The organism is Methylomicrobium lacus LW14, from assembly GCF_000527095.1.
Lineage (GTDB): Bacteria > Pseudomonadota > Gammaproteobacteria > Methylococcales > Methylomonadaceae > Methylomicrobium > Methylomicrobium lacus.
This window is the reverse complement of the sequence record NZ_AZUN01000001.1, coordinates 597704-613867: the sequence shown is the minus strand read 5'-3', so window position 1 is coordinate 613867 and position 16164 is coordinate 597704. Positions and strand designations below refer to the sequence as shown.

The following is a 16164-nucleotide window of genomic DNA, read 5'->3' as shown; positions in this document are numbered from 1 at the left end:
TATACGCTCTAGCTGCTAATTTGCTCTGTTGGCACTCACCTCGCTAGAGTGCTAAAAATCGATTTCCGTTAGGGGTTAGTGTGAGTCATCCGCATCTATTAAATGAACGCTCGCTGCAGTTATTGAAGACGCTGATCGAGCGTTATATCAGCGACGGGCAGCCGGTCGGGTCGCGCGTGCTGTCGAAAGATTCCGATTTGAAGCTGAGCCCGGCCACGATTCGCAACGTGATGGCCGATCTCGAAGACCTGGGTCTGATCCATTCGCCGCATACGTCCGCGGGCCGGGTGCCGACGGTCAGCGGTTACCGGTTGTTCGTCGACAGCTTGTTGACGGTCAAGCCGCTCGAACTGCGCGAAGTGAACCGCCTGCAGGAAAGCCTGTCCGCGATCGGCGATCAGAGCCAGGCGCTCGGCACGGCTTCGCGGCTGCTCTCCGAACTGACCCAGATGGCCGGCGTCGTGACTCTGCCGAAGCGTGAAATATTGTTCCTGCGCCATATCGAATTCCTGCCGTTGTCGCATTCGCGCGTGCTGGTGATTTTCGTGACCAATGAACAGGAAGTGCATAACAAGATCATTCATACCTCGCGCCTGTTCAGCCCCGCCGAATTGCAGCAGGCGGCCAATTATCTGAATTCGATCTATTCGGGACGGAGCCTCTCGTCGGTACGCGATGCGGTGCTGCAAGAATTGCAGGACGACCGCGAACAGATGAATCAACTGATGCTCGATGCGATCCGGATGGCGCAACTGGCATTCGAACCGGACGACAAGAAAGAAGATTTCGTGCTGAGCGGCGAAACCAATCTGATGGGATTTTCCGAATTGTCCGACCGCGACCGCCTCCGCACCCTGTTCGAGGCGTTCAGCCAGAAACAGGGCGTGATCCATCTGCTCGATCAATGCATGAAGGCCGACGGCGTGCAGATCTTCATCGGCGAGGAATCCGGCTATCAGGCCTTCGATCATTGCAGCCTGGTCACTTCGTCCTATTCGGTCAGCGATGAAGTGGTCGGCGTGCTGGGCGTGATCGGGCCGACCCGGATGGCGTATGAAAAAATCATTCCGTATGTCGATGTGACCGCAAAATTGTTGGGCGCCGCCTTGAATCCGAAATCCGCATCCCCATCATAACAACCATGATGATTTTGGGTGCGCAAGCATGCGCGAGACTAATTATTTTTTCAGGAAATTTTTTGCATGAGTAAAGATCAGGAAAACACCGAAGCCCAGGTACAGACCGAGGCGACGGAAAACACCGAAAATCAGGCTGCGCCGGAAACCGAAGCGCCGGACCTCGAACTGGCCGAAAAGGAGCCGACGGTAGAAGCCTTGCAGGCCAAACTGGCCGAGGCCGAGAAGAAGGCGCAGGAAAACTGGGACAAGGCGGTCAGAACGGTCGCCGAAATGGATAACCTGCGTAAAAGAACGCAGCGCGACCTCGAAAGCGCGCACAAATTTGCGCTGGAAAATTTCGCGAAAGCCCTGTTGCCGGTGCTGGACAGCCTGGTGTTGGGCCTTCAAGCTGCGACCGGCGACAGCCCGGAAGTGCAAAAATTCCGCGAAGGCAGCGAACTGACCTTGAAGCAGTTCGAAGCGGCATTCGACAAATTCCACATCGAAGCGATCGACCCGCTCGGCCAGCCTTTCAACGCCGAACAGCATCAGGCGATGATGGTACAGGAAATCGAAGGCGCCGCGCCGAATTCGGTCGTGAACGTCTTCCAAAAAGGCTATAGCTTGAACGGACGCCTGCTGCGGCCGGCAATGGTGGTGGTCGCAAAAGCGCCGCAAAAACCGGAAACAACGCCCCCGATTATCGACGAACAGGCTTGAACTCGAATAAACAGGCCCCATATACCAAAACAAATTCAACCCTAATAAACAAATTCAAGTCTGGAGCATTCAATGGCTAAAATTATCGGCATAGATTTAGGCACGACCAACTCTTGCGTCGCGGTCCTCGAAAACGGCGTCGCGAAAGTGATCGAAAACAGCGAAGGCGCGCGCACCACGCCGTCGATCATCGCGTTCACCAGTGACGACGAAGTCTTGGTCGGCCAATCGGCCAAACGGCAGGCGGTCACCAATCCGAAGAATACCCTGTTCGCGATCAAACGTCTGATCGGCCGCCGTTTCAAGGACGATGTCGTACAAAAAGACATCAAGATGGTGCCGTATAAGATCGCCGAAGCCGAAAACGGCGACGCCTGGGTCGAAGTGCACGGCAAGAAAATGGCGGCGCCGGAAATCTCCGCCCGCGTATTGATGAAGCTGAAAAAAGACGCCGAAGCCTATTTGGGCGAAGAAGTCAAAGAAGCGGTGATCACCGTGCCGGCTTACTTCAACGACTCCCAACGTCAGGCGACCAAGGACGCCGGCCGTATCGCGGGCCTCGAAGTCAAGCGGATCATCAACGAGCCGACCGCATCGGCGCTGGCTTTCGGCATGGACAAGCCGAAAGGCGACACCAAGATCGCGGTCTATGACCTCGGCGGCGGTACCTTCGATATCTCGATCATCGAAATCGCCGAAATCGAAGGCGAGCACCAGTTCGAAGTGTTGTCGACCAACGGCGACACCTTCCTCGGCGGCGAAGACTTCGACGCGCGCATCATCGAATATCTGGCGTCCGAATTCAAAAAGGAAAGCGGCGTCGATGTGCATAACGACCCGCTGGCGCTGCAACGTCTGAAAGAAGCGGCCGAAAAAGCCAAGATCGAGCTGTCTTCAGCCCAGCAAACCGACGTGAACCTGCCGTACATTACGGCCGATGCGAGCGGTCCGAAACACTTGAACGTTAAACTGACCCGCGCGAAACTGGAGTCACTGGTCGAGGAATTGATCAATCGCACCAAAGGCCCCTGCGAAGTTGCGCTAAAAGACGCCGGTTTGAAAGCCTCCGAGATCGACGACGTGATTCTGGTCGGCGGCCAAACCCGGATGCCGAAGGTGCAGGACATGGTCAAAGCCATTTTCGGCAAGGAACCGCGTAAAGACGTGAACCCTGACGAAGCGGTCGCGCTCGGCGCGGCGATCCAGGCCGGCGTTCTCGGCGGCGAAGTCAAGGACGTGCTGCTGCTCGACGTAATTCCATTGTCCCTGGGCATCGAAACCCTGGGCGGCGTGATGACCAAGCTGATCGAGAAGAACACCACGATTCCGACCAATGCATCGCAGGTGTTCTCGACCGCCGACGACAGCCAAACCGCGGTCACCGTGCATGTGTTGCAGGGCGAGCGTGAAGTCGCTGCCGCGAACAAATCGCTGGGCCGTTTCGACCTGAGCGACATTCCGCCTGCGCCGCGCGGCATTCCGCAAATCGAAGTGTCGTTCGACATCGATGCGAACGGTATCCTGAACGTATCGGCGAAAGACAAGGCGACCGGCAAGAAGCAATCGATCGTTATCAAGGCTTCCAGCGGTCTGTCCGACGCCGAAGTCGACCGCATGATCAAGGACGCCGAAGCACATGCGGAAGAAGATCGCAAACTGACCGAACTGGTCGGCGCGCGCAACCATGCGGACGGCCTGATCCATGCGACCGAAAAGTCGATCAAGGAACTGGGCGATCAGGTCGGCGGCGACGAAAAAGCCGCGATCGAAAAAGCGATCGAAGCACTGAAACAAGCTTGCAAAGGCGATAGCAAGTCCGAAATCGAAAGCAAGACCAACGACCTGACCGAACTTTCGGGCAAGATGGCCGAACGCGTGTATGCGCAAAAGTCGGCGTCCGAAGGCGGCGAGCAAGCCGGTGCGCATTCCGCCTCAAGCCATGCCGATGACGGTGTGGTCGATGCCGAATTTGAAGAAGTCAAGGACGACAAGAAAGGCTAACGGTTGACAATAGTGTAGGGGGATGAGCGTTAGCGCTTATCCCCTTGCCAGCGTCATTAATTTTTGCAGGAACCCGGTATTTGCCGGTTCCTGCAATTTTGTTTAAAGCCACTTAATAACAACACATGGCAAAAGAAGATTATTACAAGCTTCTCGGTGTGGACAAAAACGCCAGCGATGAAGAAATCAAGAAAAGCTATCGCAAGATGGCGATGAAGTATCATCCTGACCGTAACAAGGATAATCCCGAACAGGCCGAAGCCAAATTCAAGCAGATCAAGGAAGCCTACGAGATCCTGTCCGATGCGAAGAAACGCGCCGCGTATGACCAGTTCGGCCATGCCGGCGTCGATTCGTCGATGGGCGGCGGCCGCCACGGCGGCTTCGGCGCGGACAGTTTCAGCGACGTATTCGGCGACATGTTCGGCGATATTTTCGGCGGAGGCGGCCGCCAGCGCGGCGGCGCGCAGCGCGGTTCCGACCTGCGCTACAATCTGGAGCTGACGCTCGAGGAAGCGGTCGCCGGCACCGAAGCGAAGATTCGCGTCCAGGTGCTGACGACCTGCGGCGAATGCTCCGGCAGCGGCGCGAAGAAAGGCTCTTCGCCGGTGATCTGTTCGACCTGTCATGGTCACGGCCAGGTCCGGATGCAGCAAGGCTTCTTTGCGGTGCAGCAAGCCTGTCCGACCTGCCGCGGCACCGGCAAGCAGATCAAGGACCCATGCGGCAAATGCTACGGCCAGGGCCGCGTGCAGGATACCAAAACGTTGTCGGCCAAGATTCCGGCCGGTGTTGATACCGGCGACCGCATTCGGCTGTCCGGCGAAGGCGAAGCCGGCGAACTGGGCGGGCCTCCGGGCGATCTGTATGTGCAGATTCAGGTAAAGGAGCATTCGATCTTTACCCGCGACGGCGCGAATCTGTTTTGCGAAGTGCCGATCAGTTTCCCGACCGCCTGTCTCGGCGGCGACCTGGAAGTGCCGACCCTGGACGGCAAGGTCAGTCTGAAAATTCCGGCCGAAACCCAAACCGGCAAGATGTTCCGCCTGCGCGGCAAAGGCGTGAAGCCGGTGCGCGGCGGCCCGGTCGGCGATTTGTTGTGCCGGGTGCAGGTCGAAACGCCGGTGCATCTGACCAAGGAACAAAAAGAGCTGATCGCGCAGTTGAATGAATCGCTGATGGGCGGCGGCAAGCATCACAGTCCGCAGGAGCATTCGTTCATCGACGGCGTGAAAAGTTTTTTCGATAAATTGACAGGATGAGCACAATGCTTCGAATTGCAGTAGCGGGCGTCTCCGGCCGCATGGGATCTTGTTTGGTCAGGGCGGCCGATGCGGCAAGCCATGCGGAATTTACCGCCGCGGTATCGCGCCTCGGCAGTCTTGCGGTCGGCAAGGATGCGGGCGAATTGGCGGGGCTGGGAACGATCGGCGTGCAGGTGGTCGACGATCTGTCGGCGGTGCTCGATAAATTCGACGTACTGATCGATTTTACTCGTCCCGACACTTCGATGACGCTGATCGAACAATGCCGGGCGGCCGGTAAAAAGATCGTGATCGGCACGACCGGCTACACGCCGGAACAAAAACGGACGATCGAGCAAGCCGCCCGGGATGTCGCGATCGTATTGTCACCGAACATGAGCGTCGGCGTTAACCTGTCGCTGAAACTGCTCGAAATGACCGCCCGCGTGATGGGCGACGACAGTGACATCGAAATCATCGAAGCGCATCACCGCCACAAGGTCGATGCGCCATCCGGCACCGCGCTCAGAATGGGCGAAGTGATCGCGGCGACGCTGGACCGCGACCTGAAAGACTGCGCGATCTACGGCCGCGAAGGCCACACCGGCGCACGCGACCGCAAAACGATCGGTTTTTCGACGATTCGCGCCGGCGACATCGTCGGCGATCATACCGTGATGTTTGCGGACGACGGCGAACGCGTCGAAATCACCCACAAGGCGACCAGCCGGATGACCTTTGCGAACGGCGCGGTGCGCGCGGCGTTGTGGCTGAAGGACATACCGAACGGCCTATATGACATGCAGGACGTCTTGGGCTTGAAAGCGCTCGGCTGAAGCCGGAGTCTTCTTCGACGACACGGGTGATATGGACACCCTGCGGACGTCTGTAGGCCGCAAAATAAGGGCTGTTGTCTTAGAATGGACTGCCCCTATAACTTTCAACTTTATGGACAGTTTTGCGCAGGCTGTCCATATCCCATTTTAGTGGCTTCCTCGAATCTCCGAGGAACTCTCAAAGTCCAGACGAACATCACCACATCTACGGTACTAGCGATTTCGGAAAAGCGGTTCCACACCACTTAACATCAATCCAATGACCGTATCGGATTAACCATTCTGTTTTATCTTGCATTGCGGAATTAATAGTTGAATCTTTTATCATATTGCTTATATTTCATGATTTCTTTGGAACATTTTAAGCATTGACGGCAATAGCGGATGAACTTTACGCGATTCAAAACTCAATCGATTATCCTTTATTTTGACGAGCAACCTTATTTGTTGCGCTACGGATTGGCAGTGCTGGCAGTCGCGATCGCCGCTATGGCGACCCACACTATTCCGGTGATCGGCGAACGGGCAGCATTCTTGTTATTTTTTTTCGCGATTATCCAGACCGCTTTCTGGCTAGGACTGAATCCGGGTATTCTCGCGATGGCTTTATCCTTGATTGCAGTTAATGCGCTTGTTTTGTTTCCGGCCAGGATTGGGCCTTACGCTGTTTTTATTTTAAACGCAGGCTTTTGCTTTGTGTCTGCCGTTATGATCGTCACAACCAACTTCCATCGGAGGTCAACTGCGGCGCTACAGGAAAGCCGGCAGCGCTATGCCGGGATTGTCGAGTCGGCTTTAGATGCGATTATCACTATCGATGCCGATCAACGTATGACTCTATTCAACGCGGCGGCGGAAAAAATGTTCGGTTGTACGGCGGAGGAAGCCATCGGGGAATCTATCGAACGATTTATTCCCGAACGCTTTCGCCCCGCCCATGACGCGCATATTCGCGCTTTCGGGAGTTTCGGCGTCACCAGCCGTAAAATGGGCGAGTCGGCTTCTATTTCGGGCCTGCGCGCCAATGGCAAAGAGTTCCCTGTCGAGGCGACCATTTCCCAGTGCGAGATAAATGGCGAGAAATCGTTTACCGCCATCCTGCGGGATGTTACGGAGCTGAAACGATTCGAAGACTCGTTAACGAAGAGCCAGGCTCAGCTTCGGACTTTCATCGAGCAGGCACCACTCAGCATTGCGATGTTCGACCGTGAGATGAATTATCTGGTCACCAGCCGACGCTGGATCGAAGAGTTTGGACGGGGGTACGATGATCTGACAGGGCATAACCATTATTGGGTTAATCCGGATATCTCCGCCGAGTGGAGAGAGATTCATGTTAAAGCACAAGCCGGGGAGTTTCTGAAAAACGACGACGACTTATGGATCCAAGCAGACGGAAGCCGGCATTGGTTGCGTTGGGCGGCTTATCCCTGGACAAACCAGGAAGGAAAGATCGGCGGCATTATTATTTCCTGCGAGGATATCACGGCACGCCGAATAGCCGAGGAAGAATTGCGCACTGCCCAGAAGCGGCTCACGCTTGTCGTCGAAGAGGTGAAAGCGGGTTATTGGGATTGGGATCTGAATACGGGCACCGTCTACTTATCGCCTGAATGGAAGCGGCAAATCGGCTTTGATGAGGACGAATTGCTCAACCGCTGGGAAGAATGGGAATCCCGCTTGCATCCCGACGACCGGGCATTGGTCTTGGCGGCAACAGAGAACTATATCGCCGGCCTTCTGCCGGTCTTCGAATTGGAGTTCCGTCTGCGTCACAAGGATGGCTTGTACCGCTGGATTCACTCTCGTGGCGGATTGTTGCGTGACCCCAATAACCGTCCTTATCGTATGCTGGGAATAAATTTAGACATTACCGACTACAAGAAGCAAAAGGAATTGAGAGATCGGCGCGATAAGATGGAGCAATCCGTCCGCTTATGTGTTGTCACCCAGACGGCGGCAGCCATAGCTCACGAACTGCACCAGCCACTGGCTGCGATCTCATCTTATTCCGAAGTGGCATTACATATGCTGCGATCCGGCAACCAGAATCCGGAAAAGCTCTCTCCTCTTATGGAAATTTGCGCCCAGCAAGCGCAGCGTGCCGGGGGCGTTATACGGCAATTAATGACGGTATTGCATAAAGACGAGACCCTCAGTGAGTCGATAGATATCAATCATTTGGCCCAGGAAGCACTCGAGCTAGTCAAGGCGGACGGACATTTAGGGGCTTTTAGCATAGAACTGAATCTCGCCGCGGCCTTGCCGCCGATCAGAGCCAATAGTCTGCAAATCGAAATGGTGCTGGTCAACTTGTTGCGCAACGGTCTGGAGTCCATGCAAGAAAGTGGATTAAGCGCCGGAACGATCACCATAACAACGCGTAGCACCGATGACACGCCGGCCATGGTGCAGGTGACGGTGCGCGACGGCGGAAAATGTGTGACGGACATCGCCACCTTGAAAACCATGTTCCAACCCTTCTACACGATCAAACCCCAAGGTTTAGGCATGGACCTTGCTATCAGCCACGCCTTGATCGAAGCTCACGGAGGAAAAATGTGGGCTGAACAAAACGCCGGTAACGGCATCAGTGTCCACTTTACCTTACCCTTCGTGATATGAGCACTCAATTCTGTGTTTTTATTGTCGATGACGAATATGTAATACGCCATAGTCTTGGGCTGGTTATGGAAACCGCAGGTTTTGCTTACCAGACTTTCGAGAGCGCCGAGGAGTAAGTGTTCACCTCCCCCTTTGAAAAAGGGGGATAGAGGGGGATAGAGGGGGATTTATTTAAAAAATCTCCCCTAGCCCCTCTTTTTCAAAGAGGGGAACTGAACGAGAGCGCCGAGGACTTTCTGCAAAACTATTGCCCGGGCAATCCCGGCTGCCTGCTGCTCGACTTCAACTTGCCGGGCTTGAACGGTCACGAATTGCAAGCCGAACTCATCCGCCGCAAGATACATTTGCCGATTATTTTCTTCACCGCTTATGGCGATATACCCATGACGGTCCGCGCAATCAAGGCCGGAGCGGTCGATTTTCTGACGAAGCCGGTGCCAAGGAACCTGTTGATCGAACGGATACAGGCAGTGCTGCAGCACGAAACACAAATATCCGAACAGACTCTGGCGGAACAAGCTCTCTGTATGCGCCTATACGGTCTTACCTCACGCGAAATGGAAATCATGTCTTGGGTTGTGGCGGGCCATTCCAATAAGGAAATCGCCCGTCAACTCGGCATCAGCTATCGTACCGTCGAAATTCACCGTGCACGGATCTTAAAAAAAACAGGCACAACGAATCCCCTGGAACTGGCTCGCCTGTGCGAAGCCAGCAATTTTCCAACCTGACCCATCCACTTGTATGTGTACCGGCCAATGTAGGAATGAACCCTATTCCCTTTGCTGGTATTGAATACGTGATCCTACGTACGCGCACGCACGTATTTCATCTTTCACTGATATACGTTTTAATTTACCCCAATGGCGAAGCTCACTCGCCCCAACCGTGCCCAAAAAAGGAGCTGGCTGATCGTTAAGGTCGAATACACTTCTTAGCTAGGTAGGGGGATGCCTCGAGTTGCTTTTCCTGTGATGTGGATCATCCTGTATAGGTTACATCCGGTTTTTATTCATTCTATTACAAGGGGAACTACTCAATGGATGCGGATTATGATATTTTCGAGACTGTCGCAGTGATACGTGATTTCTGGCTCGTCGATGCGGAGTCTTATCAGCGAAAGTATTGCACCAGCCATGGTCAGGCCTTGGCGCCCGGCTATTATGTCGTCAACTGGCCGGAACACATTCGGGCAAGGCGATTTAACGATCACGCTGCATTTCATGGACCGTTCAAATTACGCAAGGAGGCGCAAGAAGCCCTCGCGTGGATGCATAAGGAAAGGGAACTCGTTTTGACAAGATCAGCCGAGATATCGTCTGTTGCCACTTTAAACGTTACCCCACTGGAAGTGAAGAAAGCCGATTCGCAAAGGCTACATCTGCTAAAGCCGCAAAAGCTATGCAAAGCGGTTGCGGCTTAAAGCCAGCAACTTAAAATTCTGAAGAGTTTAATATACCTGTACACCTTCAGTCATTGAGTAACAAGACCGCGCCAGGGATTAGTTAATTCGCAAGACTTTATCCGACTCCTTATTTTGCTCTGAAACATCACTCATTACTTACCTTGCTTTATCTTTCCCTTTGATAATACAGGCAGCTGTTTCAGCCGTATACTTTATTAATTTGATACTCGATGAACCGTGACCACAATTTAAAAAATACCACCAAGCTAGCCTCTCAAGAAGTTAGCAGGAAAATAGCTGTCCATGAAGCAGGACATGCAGCCGCTATTTATCTTGGCAACCAACAAAAAGGACTGCCGCCGGTTTGTTTTCAGATTTTTATCAATCCGTTGAATAATGGAGTTAAAGCATCCGAATTTTTAGGCAAACCCTCTGATCACTATAGCGCTAAAGTAGAAGGCGGTCGCTTAATTCATACCCTACCCTCATCGCTTGATGAGGCCACCAAAGATTTTTCTACTGCACAAAAGCATACTTATCAACATGCCTTCGAAGCCGATATCATCAATCTACTCGCTGGGCCTTTAGCCGAAGCGAGATATGTCGCACTGCGTGACAACGAACCCATTACCCCGGAACTGGTGCATGTCAATGCCCTGCAGTATTATGGCGGCTCATCCGATTTGGAGATTGTCAACGAGTATCTTGAGTGCTTTATCGACAGTGATGAATTGAGGGCAAGGAAAATGACTGAGTTATTTCTGGCGGCATTCAATTTTGTCAGTGAGCGGCCGAATTGGCTCGCAATTACGGCGTTGGCTGACTTTATTTTGGCGAATGAGAAAAATATCATTGAATGCAATGATATTATTGACGCAATTGAATCCGGCGTCCGCCGGATCGCTACTTCGCAAAGCCTATGAAACATTTCTGACGTTTGTTTAATCTCATTCCTTAATTAAGACCTCCTCGCAAATCCTCTGGTTTTGGCCTGAAATTTACTTTACCATGCCCGGCATCAGCCTACGTTCGACAGAGCACATCTCAATTGATTGATATCACAACAAAAGAAAATCAACTGCAGGGCGCGCCTAAACTGGGCAAATTCATCGTTACCGAAAAACTGGGAGAAAGCTTGCAGGCCGTGGTATTCAAGGGTTACCACAAACACGTCCCTGACCAACCGTTGATCATCAAACTGCTGAAACTGCTGTCAAGCTGGGACGACCAGTCCCGACATCTGCGCCAGAAAATTGAACGCCTAAAAGTGCTGCACGATCCGCGGGTTTCTACTCCGATCGCCCTGGAGTCCTATGGCGACCAGCACTTTATCGTTCAGCCCTGGTTTGCCGGACAACCGCTGAACTGTTGGACGAAACAGCAAGACAAACTCGATCTCAACGATTTTTTTACGCTGGCCTGCACACTGGCCGATACGCTGCAAGCGGTACACGATGCCGGCATTACCCACGGCGGCATCAAGCCCCACAACATTCTGCTACAACCGGGGACACTGACCCTGCGGCTGACCGATTTCATCACCCCGCTCGACATTCGTGATGTCAGCCATTTTATCTACGACCCGGAATTTGTACGCCATACCTTGGCCTACACCTCCCCGGAACAGACTGGCCGCATCAACTATAGAGTCGATTTTTCCACCGATTTGTATTCATTAGGGATAGTATTCTATGAATTACTGACCGGCCGGCTACCGTTTTTTTCCAACGATCCGCTGGAACTGATTCACTCGCACCTGGCCGAGGAAACGCCTAAAGTCAATCAGCTCAAGCCGCAGATTCCCCAAGCCTTGGCCGATATTATTGCCAAACTCACCGTCAAGCAGCCGGAGAAGCGTTATCAGAGCACGGCGGGGTTGCTGGCTGACTTGACCCGATGCCGGCAAGAATACGCCGACACGGGCAGCGTATCGGCATTTACAGTCGGTCAGCACGATCGTAGCCGCCGGGTCATCTTTATTTCGAAAATGGTGGGCCGTCAGGCCGAAAGCCAGCTGATACAACAACAATACAATGAGGTCATCAGCGGCAAATTTCGCTCGGTATTTATTTCCGGTCTGTCCGGCATCGGCAAAACCCGGCTCATTCAAGAGTTGCAAAAACCCCTCGTCAAAAATCGCGGCTACTTCACCTCCGGCAAATTCGACCAATACCAGAAAAACATCCCCTACAGTTCTCTGATTCAGGCCCTGCGCAATCTGATCTGCATCTTTTTGACCGAAAGCGATAGTCAGGTTCAGCAGTGGCGGGCCAAAATACTCGACGTCGTGGAAAACAACGGCAGCGTCATCATCGATGTGTTGCCGGAACTGGAATTCATCATCGGCCGCCAGCCGGAAGTGCCGCATCTGCCGCCGGTGGAAGCCCGCAACCGTTTTAATAACTTGTTCGGCCGATTTCTGGCCTGTCTGGCCAGCGAGGACAATCCGCTGGTGCTGTTTATCGATGACCTGCAATGGTGCGACAGCGCAACCTTCGATTTTCTGCAAAATCTGTTCGACAACCATCATGAGCATCCCTTCCTATTTTTCATGGGCGCCTATCGGCATAATGAAGTCGACAACAGCCATCCGCTCAGTAAGCTGATCCGCAGGATTCAGGAAACCGACAGCCCGTTCGCGGAAGTTCGCGTAGAGGCCCTGACCGACGCCGACTGTCACGAGATGGTGGCCTACATCCTCGATTCCTCGCTGGAGGCCACGGCCAATCTGGCAGAATTTATCGCCCATCTCACCGAAGGCAACCCGCTGTTCGTCAGCGAAAGCCTGGCCTGGCTGTATAACGAGGAATTGCTGAATACCGACGACGAACATCACTGGCACTGGGACATCAAGCGGATTCGCGACACGCAGATGCCGACCTCGGTGGTGGAATTGTTCAGTTCCAAGGTGGGCAAGCTGCCCTTCAAAACCCTGCATATCCTCGATCACTGCGCCTGCATGGGCAACCGTTTCCGTGTCGAAGATGTGGCGCTGGTGCTGGATATCCGCATCGAACAACTGTTTGAAGATTTGAAGCCGGTACTGAACCTGGGCATGCTGCTGGAAAACAAATCCGATCTGCAGTTCGTCCACGACCGGGTTCAGGAAGCGGTGCTGCGCCAGGTCGACTCCCAAGCCAAGCCTGCGATCCACTGGCGCATCGGCAACCGGCTGCTGCAGTCGGTGCCGGCAGGAACCCATCTGGAAACCCTTGACAACCTGTTTACCATTGCTGCCCACCTCAATCTGGGCCGTCCGGCGGACATGGATCAGGAACTGGCGTATCGGCTGGTCAATATCAACTTCCATGCCGGCAACAAGGCACTGGATGCCCTAGCCGGCGATGCCGCCAAAGATTTTTTTCAGAAAGCCCACGACTATCTGCCGGACGATTGCTGGCAACAGGCTTACGATCTGACTTTTCGCATTTACCAGCGTCTGGCCAAGACCGAGCTGATGTGTGGCCGTTACGAAAGATCGGAAGTGCTGCTCAATTATCTCATCGAACACGCCGTCAGCGATCTGGACAAAGCCGAAGCCCTGGCGGAACAGACCACGTCATTGTCTTCATTCGGCAACTTCAACAAGGCCATCGCTACCGCCAACCGCGGCCTTGCCTATTTCGACAAGTCGATTCCCGAACAACCCGAGATAGCCAAACGGCAGATGTTGTCTTTAATGGCGGAAATCGAACAGCAAGGAAATGTCTGGTCGACTATTTTGCATATGCCTTTTACCCAGGACCGCAAAAGCAAGATCGAGCTGGCATTCTACAGCGAGCTAATCCCCGACCTCTATATGTCCGGACTGGTGCCGCAGCTGTATCTGTCAGCGGCGCAATCTACCTTGCATTGCCTGCAGGGCGGCATGGATGAATCCGTGATTTATTCGTTCTCGATCATGGGCCTCAACCTCGGCGAGCAGGGCAAGTTCGAGCCGGCATTTCTGTACCAGGATCTGGCCCACGACCTCTGTGCAAAACACCCCAATACCTTCGGTGCGACCCGAGGCATGAACGGCATTGTCTGGTGCAATATGCATTCGCGCAGTCATCCGGCCGAGATCGTCGATTACTGCCACAAAGCCATACAGTGCGGCAAGAATTGCGGCGATTTATATAACGCCGGCCTGTCCTACGGACCGTTGATGTGGAATTTGCAGGTACAGGGCAAAAATCTGCGTCTGGTTGAAGAAGCTGCCGAAGAATGCCTGCACTTCTCTCGCAAGAACCAGCTGTCTTTTTCGGTCGGCCTTGCCGAAGCCGTGCTGACCGGCTGGGTGGCACCGATGAAACCCGATTACCAGCCGGTGGATATGACCGAAACTCTGGTACGCTGGGAAGCCGACAATTATGTCGCCGCTTCCGGCAGTTATTTTGCCCTGCTGGGTTTCACTCAGCATTATCTGGGCGATTACGCGGCGGCGGCCGTGTCTTTGCAAACGGTGGAACGCTATCTGCACGGTCTGACCGATAACGTACTGAAACGCCTCTGGTATGTCTTCCGTATCGTCAATCGCCTGCGTTGGCCGGAGGGTGCCGACTGGCCGGCGCTGGAAGCGGAAATCGCGCCGCTCTTGGCCGAACTGGAAACTTGGGCCCGTCTTGGACCGCTGCTGAAACCCTTTCTGGCCTTTATTCATGCCGAGATCGCCCGCGCTCAAAACCAAATGCGCGACGCCCGTACCTTGTATTTGGATGCTATCGCGATCGCCCAGGCACAAAACTACGTCCTGCTCACCGGTCATTTATATGAAGCATTGGCCGAGGTGGTGGCAGTCGGAAATCTAGGCGATGCCGAACTGTATTACGGTGCGGCACGGCACGTATACCGGGCGTGCCGCGCCGATCGCAAAAATGCACTGTTGCAGCAACGTCACCCTTACACTGCCCCTGATAATGCAGTTCGCGCTGAAAAGACCGTTGCCCACGACACGCCGGCGACTCTGCCGAATCTTGACTTCAATTATCTGATGAAATCGGCGCTGGCCTTGTCGGCGGAAGTCGATCTGAATCGGCTCATGCAAAAAATCATGAGCGTCGTGCTGGAAAGCTCGGGGGCTCAGCACGGCTACCTGTTGATCAAGGAGGCGGATGAACTGCGGGTCGCGGCCGAAAGCCATGTCGGCAAAAAACATATCATTAACCGTCAGTCTCTCAGCCTTAACCAGACCCGCAGCAGCATCAGCCGCGCCATCGTCAATTACGTGCTGCGCACGCGTAAAAAAGTGTTACTGCATGATGCGATGACCGAAGGCGAGTTTCAAAATACCCCGGAAGTGCAGGCACTCAGGCTGCGTTCAGTGCTATGCCTGCCGATCATCAAACAAAACGAGCTCATCGGCCTGCTCTATCTGGAGAATCGGCTGTCTGCCGGTGTATTTACTGCCGAAAAAACCGATATGACCGAGCTATTGACCGCCCAGGCTGCGATTTCCTTAGAAAACGCCCGTCTCCTGGAACAAACCCGACTGGCCTACATAAAACTCCAAGAAAACCAGGAACACATGCTGCAGATGGAAAAACTTTCGGCATTGGGGACGCTGGTGGGCGGTGTGGCGCATGAGATCAACAACCCGCTGATGGGAGTGATGAATTTTGTCGAATTCGCCGCAGGCAGAAGTCCGGATGAAAAATCAAAGGAAATTCTCGATCAGGCGCTACAGCAAATTCACCGCATCAAGAAGATTGTCAGCAACATGCTGGTATTCGTCCACACCCGGTCGACCCCAAACGGCAACTGCAAGCCCGCGGAGATAATCAAGCAAACTCTGTTGCTGCTGGAAGGCGAATTGACCAAAGACAGCATAGCTGTCGAGGTCGATGCCGCCGACGATCTGCCGGCCATCCGCTGTAGCGCCGACAGTCTGCAGCAAATTCTGGTCAATCTAATCCTTAACGCCCGCGACGCGCTAGCCGACATCCGGCAACCACAAATCAAAATCATCGTTAGCCCTATCGAGGGTATGTTAGAATTGAGCGTAACCGATAACGGTCCCGGCATCCCGCAAGATGTACAACCCAAAATTTTCGATCCGTTTTTTACCACCAAGCCTCCCGGAAAAGGTACCGGTCTGGGCTTGTCGGTTATCCGCCGTCTGGTTCAGGATGTCGGGGGCAATATACAGGCAGAGAGTGTACATGGACACGGCTGCTGTATGCGATTACGATTCCCCCACGTTTGAGCATTCAAATCTCCCAATGCATACGACTTGC

10 protein-coding genes are annotated in these 16164 nt (G+C 53.8%); all 10 read left to right on the top strand.

Features of this window, described 5'->3' with window-relative positions; all coding sequences use genetic code 11:
• The first annotated feature begins 80 nt into the window (after positions 1 to 80).
• The 10 genes from hrcA to METLA_RS0102625 all read left to right on the top strand — a co-directional run bounded on the left by hrcA (position 81) and on the right by METLA_RS0102625 (position 16133).
• Positions 81 to 1136, top strand: a complete 1056-nt coding sequence (hrcA, locus tag METLA_RS0102675) for a heat-inducible transcriptional repressor HrcA (protein WP_024297083.1) — start codon at positions 81 to 83, stop codon at positions 1134 to 1136.
• A gap of 66 nt (positions 1137 to 1202) precedes the next feature.
• Complete coding sequence (grpE, locus tag METLA_RS0102670) at positions 1203 to 1838, top strand: nucleotide exchange factor GrpE (RefSeq protein WP_024297082.1); 636 nt, start codon at positions 1203 to 1205, stop codon at positions 1836 to 1838.
• Positions 1839 to 1898: 60 nt separating this feature from the next.
• Positions 1899 to 3839: a molecular chaperone DnaK gene (gene dnaK, locus METLA_RS0102665; RefSeq protein WP_342665892.1), complete on the top strand. Its 1941-nt coding sequence runs from the start codon at positions 1899 to 1901 to the stop codon at positions 3837 to 3839.
• 125 nt (positions 3840 to 3964) lie between these two features.
• Positions 3965 to 5101, top strand: a complete 1137-nt coding sequence (gene dnaJ, locus METLA_RS0102660) for a molecular chaperone DnaJ (RefSeq protein WP_024297080.1) — start codon at positions 3965 to 3967, stop codon at positions 5099 to 5101.
• Positions 5102 to 5106: 5 nt separating this feature from the next.
• Positions 5107 to 5919 (top strand): 4-hydroxy-tetrahydrodipicolinate reductase, encoded by an 813-nt coding sequence (gene dapB, locus METLA_RS0102655; RefSeq protein WP_024297079.1) that lies wholly within the window; start codon positions 5107 to 5109, stop codon positions 5917 to 5919.
• Between the two features lie 384 nt (positions 5920 to 6303).
• Entirely contained in the window at positions 6304 to 8544 is a 2241-nt protein-coding gene (locus tag METLA_RS21235) for a PAS domain S-box protein (RefSeq protein ID WP_024297078.1), read from the top strand.
• Between the two features lie 155 nt (positions 8545 to 8699).
• Positions 8700 to 9275, top strand: coding sequence for a response regulator (locus tag METLA_RS0102640; protein WP_084480044.1), 576 nt, complete (start codon positions 8700 to 8702; stop codon positions 9273 to 9275).
• 308 nt (positions 9276 to 9583) lie between these two features.
• Complete coding sequence (locus METLA_RS0102635) at positions 9584 to 9967, top strand: hypothetical protein (RefSeq protein WP_024297077.1); 384 nt, start codon at positions 9584 to 9586, stop codon at positions 9965 to 9967.
• A 212-nt stretch (positions 9968 to 10179) separates the two neighbouring features.
• A complete protein-coding gene (locus tag METLA_RS0102630) occupies positions 10180 to 10872 on the top strand; it encodes a hypothetical protein (RefSeq protein WP_024297076.1) in 693 nt (230 codons plus the stop codon).
• Positions 10873 to 10997: 125 nt separating this feature from the next.
• Positions 10998 to 16133: an AAA family ATPase gene (locus tag METLA_RS0102625; RefSeq protein ID WP_024297075.1), complete on the top strand. Its 5136-nt coding sequence runs from the start codon at positions 10998 to 11000 to the stop codon at positions 16131 to 16133.
• Positions 16134 to 16164: the final 31 nt, after the last annotated feature.

Excerpts from the sequence above, each read along its gene's own strand:
- grpE (WP_024297082.1), top strand. The coding sequence starts at position 1,203 with ATGAGTAAAGATCAGGAAAACACCGAAGCCCAGGTACAGACCGAGGCG.
- dnaJ (WP_024297080.1), top strand. The coding sequence starts at position 3,965 with ATGGCAAAAGAAGATTATTACAAGCTTCTCGGTGTGGACAAAAACGCC.
- dapB (WP_024297079.1), top strand. The coding sequence starts at position 5,107 with ATGCTTCGAATTGCAGTAGCGGGCGTCTCCGGCCGCATGGGATCTTGT.
- METLA_RS21235 (WP_024297078.1), top strand. The coding sequence starts at position 6,304 with ATGAACTTTACGCGATTCAAAACTCAATCGATTATCCTTTATTTTGAC.
- METLA_RS0102635 (WP_024297077.1), top strand. The coding sequence starts at position 9,584 with ATGGATGCGGATTATGATATTTTCGAGACTGTCGCAGTGATACGTGAT.
- METLA_RS0102630 (WP_024297076.1), top strand. The coding sequence starts at position 10,180 with ATGAACCGTGACCACAATTTAAAAAATACCACCAAGCTAGCCTCTCAA.